Source organism: Chloroflexota bacterium (assembly GCA_018648225.1).
In the GTDB taxonomy this organism is placed as follows: domain Bacteria; phylum Chloroflexota; class Anaerolineae; order Anaerolineales; family UBA11858; genus NIOZ-UU35.
On record JABGRQ010000073.1, the window covers coordinates 78,653 to 93,523 of the forward strand.

Sequence of the window (14,871 nt, forward strand, 5' to 3'; positions counted from 1 at the left end):
GTCGTCAGATAGTTCGTTCATTACAAAAAAAGGCAGGGGAGCACGGATTCGAACCATGATCAACAGTTCCAAAGACTGCTGTGCTGCCATTGCACCACTCCCCTACGAGTATGCTTGCCGCTCACGAGGCGAGCGAGATTGTATCACAAGCCCAAGAGGGTGGCAATATTATTGCTCAGCATCTTCTTCCGGGGTCAGCCCCAGGCGGCGGGCTTCATCATAGCTCAACGAATCGGCATTCGTGAGGCCATCGTGCGAGGCATCGGTTGAGGCAGTATCCCAGAACACGTTCGCATCTTGTTCAATTTCGGATGAGGCAACTTCTTCGAATAGAGCCGCCATCTCGGGGGCGACTTCAGCATCTTCTGCAAACGGGGGCTCCGGCTCGACTTCCTGACGGGTGGGTTGTTTGCTGCTGGTGAGGCGGACACCCATCTTTGAGAGGATGGCTAACAAATCTTGCAAGCCACTATGAACCAGGCGCATGGCTTCTGCCATCTGGTCGCTGCTCGTCCCAGGGTTAGCTGCAACCAGCAACGCATAAGATTCGCCCACATGTGCCAAGAAAATATCATATTTAACACCCGCGAAAAAGAGAATATCGCGCGGCGGCTTGGTATTCAGCAACTTAGAAATCCGATTACTGGCGCTGAAGGCGGTCATTAGAGCAGGGAACAGCGCGGTTTCAATTGAAGCATCGGGCAGGTCACCCGCACGGGCCAGTACACGGCTGCGCTCATCCAGCATCACTGCCGAGATGGCGTTCAAATCTTTACGCAGGCTGGTCAAACGCTCGGCCACGCTTTCGGCAGGTTTCTCCAGATCATCATCCGGGATATTCGGTTCAACGATCACGGCATCGATCAAGCCCAATGCACGTTCAACGGCGTCCAGAAAATCGGCAGTTTCAATTGGTTTCAGGAAAAAAGCGGCTGCGCCCGCATCGGCAACTGCCTGACGCACATGCGCATCTACCATCCCAGTGACTAAAATAACATGCAGTTCCGGCTGACGGATGCGAATTTTGGTCAGCAATTCCAGGCCAGATATGCCCGGCAGGCGCACATCAGATACCAATAAATCAAAGGGGCCAGAGGATAATTCCAGCAACCCTTCTTCACCCGATGGCACATCCCTGATTTCGATGTTGGCGTCCAAAGTTTCGATGGCGCTGACTAGCGCCCTGCGAACTTCGCGTGTGTCGTCTACGATTAAAACTCGATAATCAGCCATAATGAAAATTATTGTAACATGGAAGTAACCACGCAGAACGAAAAATTATCCTGAATAGCAAAAGACGCCAGCAAAATTCGCTGGCGTCTAAGCAATCAATCGGGGCTACACGTGATAGCAAGCTGCCTGATGCCCGCCACCTTTATCTTCCAACGGTGGATGGTCATTGCTTTCGCAAACTTTGTCGGCCAGCGGACAGCGGTCATAGAAACGGCAGCGCGGAGCCGGATCGACAGGGCGTGAAACGCCCCCCTTAATCTTGATGGGCTCACGCGTGTAGGTAGGATCAGGCACCGGCACAGCCGAAATCAGCGCTTTAGTATAGGGGTGCTGTGGATTCTGCAACACATCTTCGGTATCACCAATCTCTACAATTTTACCCAGATACATAACTGCGATACGATCACACATATAACGAGCCACGGCCAAGTCGTGTGTGATGTAGAGATACGTTACGCCAAAGCGATCGGCCAAATCCTGCATCAGGTGCATCACGCCTGTTCGCACCGACACATCCAGCATGGAGGTAGGTTCGTCAGCAACCACAAAGTCGGGGTTAATCACCAGAGCGCGCGCAATGGCAACACGCTGGCGTTGACCACCCGAAAGTTCGTGAGGATAACGGAATAAGAAGCTGGATGCCGGAGCCAGACCGACAGTTTCGAGTAGATCGGCTACGCGGGCCTCACGCTCGGCCACAGAACCCACTCCCTGAACATTGAGCGGTTCAGCAACAGTATCATAAATCGTCAAACGGGGGTTCATCGATTCGTAAGGGTCCTGGAAGATCATTTGCACACGGCGGCGGAAAATTTTCATTTTCTTACCGCGCATGTGAGCAATATCCACTTGGCCTTCATCCGTATCCAGAATGATATTTCCATCGGTGGGATCGAGCAAACGGGTCAGCAGCTTCCCGGTCGTAGTTTTGCCACAACCTGATTCGCCAACCAAGCCTACGCTTTCACCACGTTTGATCTGCAAGTTTAGTTCGCTCACTGCATGAACAAAAGAAGCTGCCTGTTTGAAAACGCCCTGCCCAATAGGGAAGAGTTTTGACAGATTTTGCACATCAACGAGAATATTATTATCTTGTGTCATTATTTTTCGCCTCCCGGATGCCAGCAAGCGGCAAAATGGTCTGCGCCGTGATCTCTAAATTCCGGTTCTTGTTCATGGCAGATTTCTGTAGCATAGGGGCAGCGCGGATGGAAACGGCAGCCAGAGGGCGGGTTTAGCAGGTCTGGCGGTTCCCCGGCTAGTGTTACCAAATCAGCCTTCTCACCTACGATAGATGGAAACGAAGACATCAGCGCCATGGTATAAGGGTGAACAGGGCGATGGAAGATAGCTTCGGTACTCGCCATTTCGACCAGTTTTCCGGCATACATGACACCCACACGTTTACTGACTTCGGCGATCACGGCAATATCGTGAGAGATATAGATCATTGCCATATTCAGTTTTTCCTGAATTTCGCGCACGCGCTTCAGAATGGCATCCTGAACGATTACATCCAGCGCGGTCGTCGGTTCGTCAGCAATAATAATATCGGGATCACACGAAAGCGCCATAGCAATCACCGCACGCTGGCGCATACCGCCGCTGTATTGGTGAGGATACTGATCTTTCAGAGTTGGGTCCAAACCCACAAGAGTGAAAAGATGGTCAATTTTTTCGTCCATTTCCTTGTCGCTGAGTTGCGGCATATGCTCACGCATCGCTTCAAGGATCTGCTCTTCAACTGTGTAGACCGGGTTCATGGAATTCATCGCCGCCTGGAATACCATTGAGATATCCTTCCAGCGATATTTATTCATTTCATTATCGGTCAGGGGCACAACATCTGTATCGTTAATTCTGATCTCGCCATTGAGAATTTTTGCATTATTGGGCAATAATTTCAACAAGGAAATCGCGATTGATGTTTTCCCACAGCCGGATTCGCCCACCAGGCCAATAGCTTCACCGCGGTCAACATGGAAGGTAACACCATCCACGGCAAACACGGGGCCTTTGCGGGTCATATAATGCATCGTCAGGTCATTTACTGCAAGAACTTTTTCTGTCATTTGTAATAATCCTGTTTTCTAGCCAGTTCTGGTTACCGTTCGCGCAACCGGGGATTCACTACCTCGTCAAGCGCGCGTCCAACCAGATAGAAAGCCGCACACAGAAGGGTGATCGCCAAGCTGGCCGGGATTAACAGATACCAGGTATCGAAACGCATGAGATACCCGAAAACTTGCGTGGTGTTGATCATCAGACCCCAACTCATATCGATCTCGGTGAGACCAAAGAAGGAAAGCACAGCCTCAGAGAAAATGGCGCTGGTGACAACAAACATCATGTAGAGTAGAGCAATGGGCAGCAAGTTCGGCACCATGTGGGTAAAGATGATGTGGAAATCGCCACCACCCGAGATGCGGGCGGCTTCGATATAGGGTTTCACCTTCACGGTAAGCGCCTGAGATTTGATCACAATAGCCGTTCCCCCAAACCCAGATAGGATCCCAATCACAAGCGCCAACTCGAGCATACCAACATGCATCAAGGCGCTCATCACAATTAGAATGGGCAAGAACGGCACCATAATCACCAAATCGACCACACGCATCAAGATTACATCAATCACACCGCCATAATAGGCGGATACTGCTCCAATGGTAGTCGCGATCAAAACCGTTACGAGGGCCGATATCATGCCCAGGGCAAACTCAAAGCGCGTGCTAAACATGAGTTGGCTGAGCACATCGCGCCCCATAGGATCCGTACCCAAAAGATGTTTGGCGGAGGGAGGTGATGGGTGAAAAGGAATTTCGATATCAAACCCATTGACAGGATCGTAAACTTTTCGTTCCCAGGCCGTATTCATCAAAATTGGATGTGCCAAAGCAAATAATCCAAAGAAAATGATCAGACCCAGGCCGAGCAATCCGATTGGGTTTTCGGTAAATGTAGCCCAGTTTGTTTTTACAGACCGCCAAAACAGGCGCAGACGAACCCGCCAGAGTGGGACATAGATTATTTCGGCAGAGGATGAAAGTGTACTCATGATTTATCTCCTAAGTCTCATCCTAGTTATAGCGAATACGCGGATCGAGGAAGGCATAGCCAACATCAGCCACCAGGTGGCTTACCAGCGTCAATAAACCAGTAATGGTGAGCGCCCCCATCGCCAGGGGAATATCCTCAACCTGCGCAGCTGTAAGCAGAGTCAGGCCAAGTCCCGGCCAGGAAAAGACGGTTTCTGTAATAATACCGCCGCTCACCGAACCGCCGATGCTAAAGACCAATCCAGTCCACACAGGTAGCAAGGCGTTGCGTGCGGCATGTTTGTCGCGTACAACTTTTTCAGACAGACCTTTGGCGCGTGCGGTAAGAATATAATCTTCACGCAGGGTTTCCAGCATACTGGTGCGCATCAACAACATCGTACCGCCATAAGCAATCAGGGTGACAGTTAGCACCGGCAGTACCAGGTGCTGTAAAATATCCCAGGCATAAGAATTGAAGCCCACAGCCACGAAGCGCCAATATACAAACAGGCCAATCATGGGGACAATAAAACTGATCCAGCGTCCCAACCTGCGAAGTTGAGTCGACAAGCGAGCGGTAAATACCAACCCAGCCACTAAGACACCCGAAGCAATCAACGCCGACCAGATCATTCGCAAAAAGACATTGTTGGCGTGAAGGCCTTCAGGGGCATCCAACCAGATAATTGGATCAAGGAATTTGCCCGGTGGCAACCAATCCAGATAAACGGCAAAGAGCCAGATCATCATCAGAGCAAACCAGGGCGTGAAGACGGTATACAAAATTACGCCAACCAGGGTTGATGAGTACTCCAGCGCACCGCCACGCTTCCATGCCAGCACTTTTCCTGAGACGTAACCTGCCCAAAACGAAATCACCGATGCAGTCAAAAACAGCACCAGCGTTCGGGGAAGACGTTCGAAAATAATTTCAGTAACGGGGCGAGGGAACTGGGAAAATGATACCCCCATATCGCCGCGATAAAAATTGCCGACATATTTGAAAAAGCGCTCCACGGGGGGGCGGTCTAAACCCAAATCTTGGCGGATACGATCACGTTCCGCCGGAGGAATATCCGGGTTCATCGTGAGCAAGTCTGCGATGTCGCCAGGCTGTGCATCCATTAAGAAGTAGGTTACAGTCTGGAACATCAGCAGGGTTATGAACATCTGTAAAAGACGTTTACCTAAAAATTTCCACATATTTTTATTGTCTCCTTCAAATTTTTGCGTACTCTGCACTCCGCACCCCTCACCGATGCGAAGCGGAGTGCGGAACACGCAAACCAAAGGATAATTCCTGAATTATTTGTGCTTGCGCAAATCCAAACCTGCGCAGCAAGAAGTTCACAAAAAAGGGTGTGCATAGAGGGTGCTACCCCAATGCACACCCTTTTTTGTGTTTCTCCCACTATCAGCGAGAGCAATGATTTCAGTTTTTTTATTTTGGGAGAAGCTTTGATTTAGGAGCGGGCGGAAATCCGCCCGCTCCCGTAATCTCTTACATCCAAAAACTACTTGGAGAGCATAACTTGAGCGTCAGTCTGCATACCAGTCTGGAACTCAATGCCACCAAGGGATTCGGTGTAGGGGAACACCACGCGCTCGTTGGCGAGATCGTGGGTCTGCTTGTAGAACAAGTTGATGTAAGGGCGTTCGTCAGCCAGAACTACCTGCATCTGGTAAACAAGTTCCTGGGCGCGGGCGAGGTCGCCAGTGCTCATGAATTCTTCTACCAAGGCATCATACGTATCGCTCTTAAGACACGGCGTGTTGTAGTTGCCGGTGTCGGCAGTACATTGGCTGCTGTGCCAGAAATCGAAGAAGTAGCTGGGGAAGGCCACGTTGCCGAGGCTCCAGCCGAGGATATACATATCGTAGTTCGCTTCAACGAACACGGGGCCGAGGATGGTGTTGAAACCGGTCAGTTCAGACTGAACGGGCATACCCAGCTCGCGAGCCCACTCGGAGATCCACTGGTTGAAGGTTGCGCGCAGGGGATCGTAAGCGGGGCCAGGGCCGAGGATAGTCAGTTCGGGAACTTCTTGTCCATCGGGGCCTGTGACGCCAACACCAGGATCAACATCTTCGGTATCAGCATTGTAGGCGGGGGCAGTTTCCCAAGACCAACCAGCATCGGTAAGAACCTGAACGGCCAAGTTGACGCGTTCTTCGCGGGTCATACCAACGTAAGGAGTCTCAACATCGGGGTTGTACCAGAAACCATTTCCAGGAGGCATGGCCGAGTACATGGGGAAGACAACGCCACCAAGTACGCTGTTGACAACAAATTCTTTGTCAATCACGATATCCATAGCCTGGCGGAACGCGTAATCCGACATGGGGAATTTGTTCATGTTGAAGGCAATGTAGTACATGCCATAGTCGGCGTTGGTGTAGGTTTTAATACCTTCACCGCGTTCAGCCTGTTCGCGCAAACCGCGGGAGAGGCCGAGGGGGTTGATTACGTAGTCAACTTCGCCATTGGCCAGAGCCAGGAAAGCAGCATCCTGAGAACCGTAGATGGAGAAGATAATGTTGGGGCTGTAAGGGCCAGAAGTGTAGCGCAAAGTTTCTTCGCCTTCGGCGGCGCCGTAGAGCATCATTTCGGTGCCATCGGGCATGACTAACATCCAGGTGCCATCTTCGTACTCAACGATTTCGGCGCCCTTGAAGTAGTAGCCTTCATTGGCAGTGCGCTGCACGAACGCGCCAGCTTCCCATTTGTCGGTGGTATAACCACCAGCGGAGGGAGCGTCAGTCGCATCGGCTTCGTACAAGGTGGTGCGAGCATTGGTATATGCTTCATCATAGGTAGCATAGGCGGCACAAGCATCAGCATCGGCGCCTTCGGCTTCGCAGTCTTCGGGGCGCTCAACTTCAGGAGCAACTATGCCATCAATGAAGGCATAAGCTTCAGCAACACCAGCAGCCCAGTAGTGTTCGGGCAGAATCGGAGCCAAAGCAATACCAGCCTGCCAAGTACCCAGGGAGGGGGCTTCGGCAAAGGTGTACACAACAGTATATTCGTCAGCCGCTTCGGCGGTAACGTCAACACCATTGGGTGAACACTGGTTGGGCCAGTTCTGGGTCAATTTGAGGTCTTTACAAGCGTTGTGGGTGAAGACCACGTCATCAGCGGTGAGGGCTTCGCCATCGCTCCAAGTTGATGCAACCATCTCAACGGTGATCGTCCAGGTGCCATCGCCATTGTCCACAGCTTCGGGAACTGCCTTAGCCAGGGAGGGGATGAAATCGAAACGAACATCGGAGAGGCCGAACAGAGCAGGAGCCTGACCAGCAAGCACGTACTGAGTCCAAACCGAACTGCCTGGTCCAAGGTAGTTCCAGTAGTTCAACGAAACAGGCTCTTCGAAGATAGCAATGCGATAAGCATCACAGCATTCGCCGCCAGCGGGAACTTCTTCCATTGCCGGGGCTTCGGCTTCAACTTCGACGACCACGGTTTCAACAATGGTCTCGCCTTCTTTTTCAACGATCACAGTTTCAATGACTGTGACAGTCTCGGGAGCGCAGGCCGCCAATGCGAGGCTGGCGATCACTAGGATACCGAGAACTAAATAGAATTTTTTAGACATTTTCCTTACTCCTCCATTTGGATTAGGTAAATGGGTTTGATTTTTTTCGTACAGGTGTGTGTTCAGATTACAGTCTCAATCTTGGCAGGCACCACCTCCTTATGGGTTACACTATGCAGTAAATTTCTAGAACTTCAGGATCTACTGTGAGAAATCTCATATTTAGGGGTACGCAGCAGACAAAACCCGCTGCATACCCCTAAATACGGACACCCACTATTCAATTCCTAAAGAGCCAAAATTTCTCGGGCGCTATGCTGCGATTGTGTCGTTTTTGTGGTACAGCGCCCACTTACTAGCCAAGCGATTATAACATAACTAAAACTTGCCTAATAGCCATAAGCAACGCCAAAAAATGGCGCTAAATCTTCATCACGGTCTACAATCATCCTTACCGGCAAAACTTTCAATATTCATTAAATTCAATTGTATATCCATTGTGCCGGGTCTTGCACAAATATCCGTGTGGTATGCGGAAATTTCCGGGTTCCAATACAATGGCACGGCAGGCAAATCTTGCGCGAAAACCATCTGTGCCCGCTGTTGGGCTTGCAAATATTCCGGCGTATCGGGCAAGGTTGTTTGCGCGGTGCGACAAGCCTGATCGAATTCAGGGTTGCTATAACCGGCAATATTCCCGCCGCCCCAACCTTTTGCAAAATCGGGCAACGGGCCGGGGATTTCGTCACTGGTGAACAGGAAACAAGGCGCGATCTGCCCGATCGACCAGGCAAATTGCGCCATATCGAAGCGCCGTCCGAAGACTGCACCATCTGGGCCAGGGCTGAGGAATTGCTCCCAGGGTTGAGTTTTTATATTGACGTGGATGCCGCACTCGCTCAGTGAGGCCTGCACCCAATTGGCGGCTGCCTGTCTCGGGGGGTCTTCGGGCACCCAATAATCAAACGCAAAGGGGGAACCATCGGCAATATCGGTGCGGCCCAGCGCAGTGAGGGGTGTATCTGCATTCTGATCGCTATCTACCCAGCCGACGCTGGCGAGAAGTTCCAAAGCCGCCTGGGGATCGTAGGGATAGGTGGGTAATTCGGCGGGAAACAGTATATGCTCCGCGGGTAGATAGCCATCGGATGCGGCTGCCAACCCTGAAAGGAGTCCGTCCACCATCCCCTGACGATCTATGCACATAGCAATCGCCTGGCGCACTTCCCGGCTGGCAAAGAAATCCGCCCGTTCTTCACTGAAAGTATCCAGACCAAACACGGCTTGCTCCCACGAAGTGTCATTTTCAACATACAGACCAATCTGACCGCCTGACTGGGCTTCGAGCAGCCGCGGGGCATCATCCAGCGTGAGGGCGGTTTGGTCGATATAATCACACTCGCCAACCAGTAACGTATCAACTGCGGCCGAACCGCCATCGACAAAGCGGAAGACGAGATACTCGAAACGCGGCAAACCCTCCGCACTGCGGAAATAATTTTCGTTGCGATGCAAGGTAATATGATCGCCGGAGATCCATTCTTCGAACGCATAGGCTCCCCATCCCAAAGGATTGCGAGCAGCCAACTCGGAAGTCGGCAAGATATTCATATCGATTGCGCCCAGAATATGCTCTGGCAACGGAGAGAAGAAATTGGTAGCGTAGGCCCCCTGATACCCCGGAATGGCGAACCACTCGACAGTTTGGGCATCGAGTGCGGTGTAACTTTGCGTATACCGCAAAGCATCTGATACGTTGCCATAAAAAGCCTGCGCAATATTGAATGAATAAACTGAATCTTGCGCCGTAAGGGGAGTGCCGTCCGACCAGAGCAAACCCGGCAAAAGGCGAAAACGCACAGCTAACGCGTCCATCAGCACGGATTGGTCTCCGGCATATGCCTGAGCGCAATCTGCACTGGTGCATCCGCTAGGGCGATAGCGAGTTTGTTCATTAAGAGTAACCCAATGACCCTCCGCATCTACAATAACATCGCCTTTTACGACTTCAACCGGGCGCAGTTCTGCATCCCCATTTTGCAGGGAGGGGATGCGCTCCAGAATAACCGGTTGAACTTGACCATGATTGCGATCAAAGGGGCCATCATAAATGGCCTGTAAAATGCCGCGGGCTGCCGCGGTTGTATCGGCATACATGAATAGCGATGAAGGCTCCTGCCCCATGCACACCGTTAGCACACTGGGTGGTTCAGGTGTGGGGCTAGGTTCCGGGGTAGCTGAAGTAATGGCTTCAACCAACGCTTGTACTGTAAGATCCACACCGGGTTCTTCGGGTGTTGGTGCAGGAGTACAGGCTGTTAATATTCCCAAAATGATGGTCAGGACGAAGAATGGACGGATGGCTTTGAACATAATTTCAAAATAAAAAACGAAAAGCGGCTGCGCATAAGGGGTGCGCCCTTATGCGCAGCCGCTTTTCGATAATCTCCCAATTTTTGGCAAGGCAATACCTATAAAATCAATACGCCCATCTGGAGCGAATAGGCTGTTGCATGAGCAAAACGGTCAAATGAAGAAGCATTATATTCGCGGTTGAATACCAAATTTACCATTGGAATAAACCAGGAAATTTGGGTGGATGATTTTTTCTGCACCGTTCGCAGTATGCGCGTTTTTATATCGACGGGGGGCGACTTTTGATTCAGCCACTGCTTCATGCTACGACGCAGCCTGTGATCGAAAAGTTCTTGATTCTGTTTTTTATGTGAATTCATATTGAACTTTCCTAATGCTGATGTCGTTTTCCACTTCCAGTTGTGCTTTGAGCGTTTTGCGTCCATAATGTAAACGCGATTTGACGGTTCCAACTGGGATTTCAAGCACTGCTGAAATCTCATCTAATGACAGATCACTAAAGTAATGCAACACAATTACTACCCGGTGTCGAAACGGTAATGTAGCAACTGCGGAGGCAACATGCTGCCACTCTTCGTTTTTTTCTACCTGGAAAGCAGGTGATTGCTTTTTACTTCCCTTAAGCCATTCGGCCATTTCATCAATGGAATGAAAAAGCCATCGTTTGCGGCGCTTGATCCAGGTATAGGTTAAATTGGTCGTTACCCGATATAACCAGGGTTCTAATGGTCGCTCCGGATCAATATGGTGTGAAAAGCGATGAATGCGCAAAAACACATCCTGCAACAAATCGGCGGCGGCAGCATCATCGCCAGTAATTGCCAACGCGGTACGATAAACGATATGCTGATACCGGTCGTATAAAGTACCTAGTGCATCCAGGTTTCCGCTCTGGAGCTGTAAAACCAATTCGCGGTCGCTATTCAATAGGAATTTCCTTAATTGGTATTCGCACTTAATACTCTCTACCTCGATAAAGGTTCAAAAAATCACTCAAAGGACCACCATCAGGGAAACACCAAGAACCTATTTCTTATTCTGTAAACAGAATTAAACATTATCCTTACGCATCTGTCAAATATATCCACTGTCATTACGAGCCGGAGGATGATCTCGTTCGCTAGTGCTTCTTGCAATGACCTGTTTTTAGTAGAAATCATCGTCTTCTTCACCATAACGCATACGAATATATGATTCATAACGCTCAAAATGGACAGAACCCTCTTCAACAGCCGCTTTAACAGCGCAATCGGGTTCGTGTAAGTGCATACAATCGCTAAATTTACAATCTGCGACGAGATAGCGCAGCTCAGGGAAATATCCGTCAACTTCCTCGGGTTCAATATCCCACAAAGCCAGGGCTTTTAACCCTGGGGTATCCGCCACGTAACCGCCACCTTCCAAAGGAAATAATTCGCGCACCACAGTTGTATGCCGTCCTTTGCTGGAGGATTGACTGACCTCTTTTACCGCCAAACCTAAATTAGGCTGAATCACGTTCAACAGGCTCGATTTCCCCACCCCAGAAGGACCTGCTAAAACCGAAATTTTCCCCAGCAGTTGTTTTTGCAGGGCAGAAATTCCCCGGCGAGAACTTGCTGAGGTAAACAGGATTGAATAGCCAATATCTTTGTAATGGCCAAATAATTTACGCGCGGCGCGCATCCCGATCAGATCAACTTTATTAAATACAATCAGGGGGTTAATTTCGGCCTTCTCTGCGACAATCAAAAATCGGTCGAGCATACGCAGGCGAGGCTCAGGTTCTGCGCAGGAAAACACAAAAACGGCTTGATCGGGGTTAGCAATGAGAATTTGGCGATATTCACCGCGCGCGGTGGGGGCCAGGCGCGAGAACATCGTGCGACGCGATTCAATTTCTTCAATCATACCGCTGCCGTCCTCCAACACGCTGATTTGAACCCAATCGCCAACGGCAATAATATCCCCCCGGCGGCGGCCGCGCTTGAGCCGGCCACGCAAGCGACACACAACCAAGCCATCATCCGTTTGCACAGTTAAGAACCCAGATTGTGAGCGAATAACTAATCCACGCAAAGTTTTTTCTTTCTCTGTCAGGCGATGCTCCTCATTACAAAACCATTCGAATTGATCGCAAATTATGGTTCATTAAGAACTGGCGGGACATTCCCCGGATACCCCTTCCCAAAGAGCCTATTTTCTACCGTACACTTTGAAGGAAAGCGCTGTTTTTCAACACAAATATCACGAAATCGCGCCTTCCCGCTTTGGCTGCTTGCGTTAAGGCTCCGGGGTAGGTGTTTCTTCTTCTGGAAGAGCTATAACGCCAACCGACGACTCCCAGGGCAACAGGTAATTGCGCCGTCCTTCGAAATATTGCTGTGCCACTGCCCGGAAAATGGGCGCGGCTACTTCAGAACCTTCACCCGCAAATTCGCCAACTACAACAATGGCAATATCGGGTTTGTCGGCGCGGTTGCGGCGAGTATATCCGGCAAACCAGGCGTGCGATTCGCCCAGGCCTGTCTCGGCGGTGCCTGTTTTCCCGGCAAAGGGCGTAATATTGGAACTATATGCACCCAGTACCGAATAGGCTGTACCCCGACGGCTCTCCACTACGCTCACCATCGCGCGTTGCAGCGTTTCGAGCGTATCTTCACTAATTGGCAATTCGCCAGTGATGATCGGCTCAAATTGATAAACTGGCTCTTCGCCCTGCAATCCAATCTGGTCGATCAACTGCGGCTGGTAGATCGTGCCGCCATTACCGAGCGCAGCGATAAATTGTGCCACTTGCAAGGGCGTGACCAGGGTATCGCCCTGACCAATGGCATTATTGATAGCGTCAATTTCTTCATTGGGATCAGGAATTTGCCCGGATTCTTCTTCCACACCTTGAATTCCAGTGAGACTGCCCAACCCAAAACCGCGCGCCATCTCAGAGATCGCATCTGTCAACCCCTGGCGGTACAAATCCAAACCAATATGCCAGAAGTAGGGATTACAAGAACGCATCAACCCTTGTGGCAGCGTCAGCAGACCGCTAGGTTCAGTTTTACACTCCCCCTCGGTTGCCAGTTCGTCCTGACAGTGTTCGTAGGTCCAATCGTAGCGCGGGGCAATATCGGTAATTTCGGTAAAGGCGTACTGGCAGTCATAGGTGGATTCGGTTGTGTAGAGGCCGCTCTCTAACGCGGCTGCCATGGTGATGATTTTGAAAACCGAACCGAGGGGATACTGCCCCTGTGTGGCGCGATTAAGAAGTGGGTTGCCGCCATAGGGGGAGTAAATATCCTCGAGCAGGTAGCCAGAATTATAGTTATTCGGATTGAAGGCATTCGGGTCAAACCAGGGCGAGGAGGCCATTGCCAGCACACGCCCGGTATCGACTTCCATAACTACAATAGCGCCAGCATATTTCGACAACATCAGTTGGGCGGCGCGCTGCAAATCGGCATCCAGCGTAGTGTAAACCGGCAGCGAGGGTTTGGCTTCCACATCGGCTAATTGTGTAATAACCTCGCTATCGGGGCCTAATACATACAAGGAACCGCCCCGATTGCCAGTGAGATATTGCTCGCCCCAATATTCAACCCCCTGGCGGCCTACCATCTCGTCGCGGCGGAAACCTTTGCGCAGATACTCGTCCACTTCTTCGGCCTGGATTAAGGATACATAGCCAACAGTCTGCGGAGCAATGCCGTTATCGAAATAGTAACGCCCCTCGTAAGGGTACATATATAGCAGGCCGTCGTCATAGAGCGGATCTACACCATAAAAACGCTCGACGCGCTCACGCAGGGCCTCACCCAGGGGCAAGTACCAATCTACACCAAAGGGAAAATCGGCATACATAGCCTGGATCGTTCCCGGATGCAAACCCGTAAGCCATTGCAGGTCTTCCAAGAAGCCCAGCGAGTTTTCAGGGTCGAGACGCCCCGGGATAATGCCCACCGAAACGGCTTCGCCATATGCAACCAACGGCTCGCCATCACGATCGTAAATATTAGCGCGCGAGGGGACATGGCGATCCATCCACAGGCTGTTGCCTCCCGCCAATTCGGGCAGAATCAACTCATCACTCCACTGCACCCGCCAGTCGCCTTCTTCCAGGCTGAGGCTCATCAACGTGTCACGCTGAATATCGCCCACCAAAACGCTATTTAGAGTCAAGCGGTAACTGGCCTGAGCGCTCTGCGCGTTACGCACCAACGAAGAGAGAATTTCATATTCCACGGTACTCAGCGCCATCTCGGCGTTCACGCTCGTATAACGCGCCGTGAAATCTTCCAGGCTGATGGCATCGCGGCTGATGCTGGTAAGCAAGTTGTACATACCCGCGTAGTCATCCAGTTTCCAGGCATCCAGGTAGGCGCGCACGGTTTCATCCACATCGGGCGCCGGAGTGATTTGCGGCCCAACCGTGGGCAGCACGGTTGCGGTCGGTTCGGGCGTGACGCTGGGGGTAGCGGTGGGTTCTGGCCCGAAGGCGGTGCAGCCTGCCAGAAGAAGCGCCAACAGAATCAACGAAACGCTTACGCCGCGCAAATTCACCACAAAGACACGCAGACACAAAGAAAAATTCGGAGTTTTTGTATCGCCTGTACCCGTTAGGGTATCGTAGTAAATTTTCTTTATTTGATGTTTCATAACGGATCATCCAGAATTGAATCATACATCGGGCAGTGATATCCAAGCGTTGC

General features: G+C 51.0%; 11 protein-coding genes and 1 tRNA gene. All 12 read right to left on the reverse strand.

What is annotated here, in order from left to right; translation table 11 throughout:
- Positions 1-33 precede the first annotated feature (33 nt).
- Positions 34-104, reverse strand: a tRNA-Gln gene (locus HN413_05955).
- A 64-nt stretch (positions 105-168) separates the two neighbouring features.
- Positions 169-1,233 (reverse strand): response regulator, encoded by a 1,065-nt coding sequence (locus HN413_05960; GenBank protein MBT3389936.1) that lies wholly within the window; start codon positions 1,231-1,233, stop codon positions 169-171.
- Positions 1,234-1,338: 105 nt separating this feature from the next.
- Positions 1,339-2,334, reverse strand: a complete 996-nt coding sequence (locus tag HN413_05965; GenBank protein ID MBT3389937.1) for an ABC transporter ATP-binding protein — start codon at positions 2,332-2,334, stop codon at positions 1,339-1,341.
- Complete coding sequence (locus tag HN413_05970) at positions 2,334-3,305, reverse strand: ABC transporter ATP-binding protein (GenBank protein MBT3389938.1); 972 nt, start codon at positions 3,303-3,305, stop codon at positions 2,334-2,336. The genes HN413_05965 and HN413_05970 overlap by 1 nt, the downstream gene beginning before the upstream one ends.
- A 32-nt stretch (positions 3,306-3,337) precedes the next feature.
- Positions 3,338-4,288: an ABC transporter permease gene (locus HN413_05975; protein ID MBT3389939.1), complete on the reverse strand. Its 951-nt coding sequence runs from the start codon at positions 4,286-4,288 to the stop codon at positions 3,338-3,340.
- A gap of 22 nt (positions 4,289-4,310) precedes the next feature.
- Positions 4,311-5,474: an ABC transporter permease gene (locus HN413_05980; GenBank protein MBT3389940.1), complete on the reverse strand. Its 1,164-nt coding sequence runs from the start codon at positions 5,472-5,474 to the stop codon at positions 4,311-4,313.
- A 311-nt stretch (positions 5,475-5,785) separates the two neighbouring features.
- Positions 5,786-7,870, reverse strand: coding sequence for an ABC transporter substrate-binding protein (locus HN413_05985; protein MBT3389941.1), 2,085 nt, complete (start codon positions 7,868-7,870; stop codon positions 5,786-5,788).
- 372 nt (positions 7,871-8,242) lie between these two features.
- A complete protein-coding gene (locus HN413_05990) occupies positions 8,243-10,183 on the reverse strand; it encodes a hypothetical protein (GenBank protein ID MBT3389942.1) in 1,941 nt (646 codons plus the stop codon).
- Between the two features lie 98 nt (positions 10,184-10,281).
- A complete protein-coding gene (locus HN413_05995; protein MBT3389943.1) occupies positions 10,282-10,545 on the reverse strand; it encodes a hypothetical protein in 264 nt (87 codons plus the stop codon).
- Positions 10,532-11,113, reverse strand: coding sequence for an RNA polymerase sigma factor (locus HN413_06000; GenBank protein ID MBT3389944.1), 582 nt, complete (start codon positions 11,111-11,113; stop codon positions 10,532-10,534). The genes HN413_05995 and HN413_06000 overlap by 14 nt, the downstream gene beginning before the upstream one ends.
- Positions 11,114-11,332: 219 nt before the next feature.
- The gene (gene rsgA, locus HN413_06005) at positions 11,333-12,244 is read right to left on the reverse strand and encodes a ribosome small subunit-dependent GTPase A (protein ID MBT3389945.1); all 912 of its coding nucleotides are present in this window, start codon (positions 12,242-12,244) and stop codon (positions 11,333-11,335) included.
- Between the two features lie 204 nt (positions 12,245-12,448).
- Positions 12,449-14,818, reverse strand: coding sequence for a hypothetical protein (locus HN413_06010; protein ID MBT3389946.1), 2,370 nt, complete (start codon positions 14,816-14,818; stop codon positions 12,449-12,451).
- Between the last annotated feature and the right edge of the window lie 53 nt (positions 14,819-14,871).

Excerpts from the sequence above, each read along its gene's own strand:
- HN413_05960 (MBT3389936.1), bottom strand. The coding sequence starts at position 1,233 with ATGGCTGATTATCGAGTTTTAATCGTAGACGACACACGCGAAGTTCGC.
- HN413_05965 (MBT3389937.1), bottom strand. The coding sequence starts at position 2,334 with ATGACACAAGATAATAATATTCTCGTTGATGTGCAAAATCTGTCAAAA.
- HN413_05970 (MBT3389938.1), bottom strand. The coding sequence starts at position 3,305 with ATGACAGAAAAAGTTCTTGCAGTAAATGACCTGACGATGCATTATATG.
- HN413_05975 (MBT3389939.1), bottom strand. The coding sequence starts at position 4,288 with ATGAGTACACTTTCATCCTCTGCCGAAATAATCTATGTCCCACTCTGG.
- HN413_05980 (MBT3389940.1), bottom strand. The coding sequence starts at position 5,474 with ATGTGGAAATTTTTAGGTAAACGTCTTTTACAGATGTTCATAACCCTG.
- HN413_05985 (MBT3389941.1), bottom strand. The coding sequence starts at position 7,870 with ATGTCTAAAAAATTCTATTTAGTTCTCGGTATCCTAGTGATCGCCAGC.
- HN413_05990 (MBT3389942.1), bottom strand. The coding sequence starts at position 10,183 with ATGTTCAAAGCCATCCGTCCATTCTTCGTCCTGACCATCATTTTGGGA.
- HN413_05995 (MBT3389943.1), bottom strand. The coding sequence starts at position 10,545 with ATGAATTCACATAAAAAACAGAATCAAGAACTTTTCGATCACAGGCTG.
- HN413_06010 (MBT3389946.1), bottom strand. The coding sequence starts at position 14,818 with ATGAAACATCAAATAAAGAAAATTTACTACGATACCCTAACGGGTACA.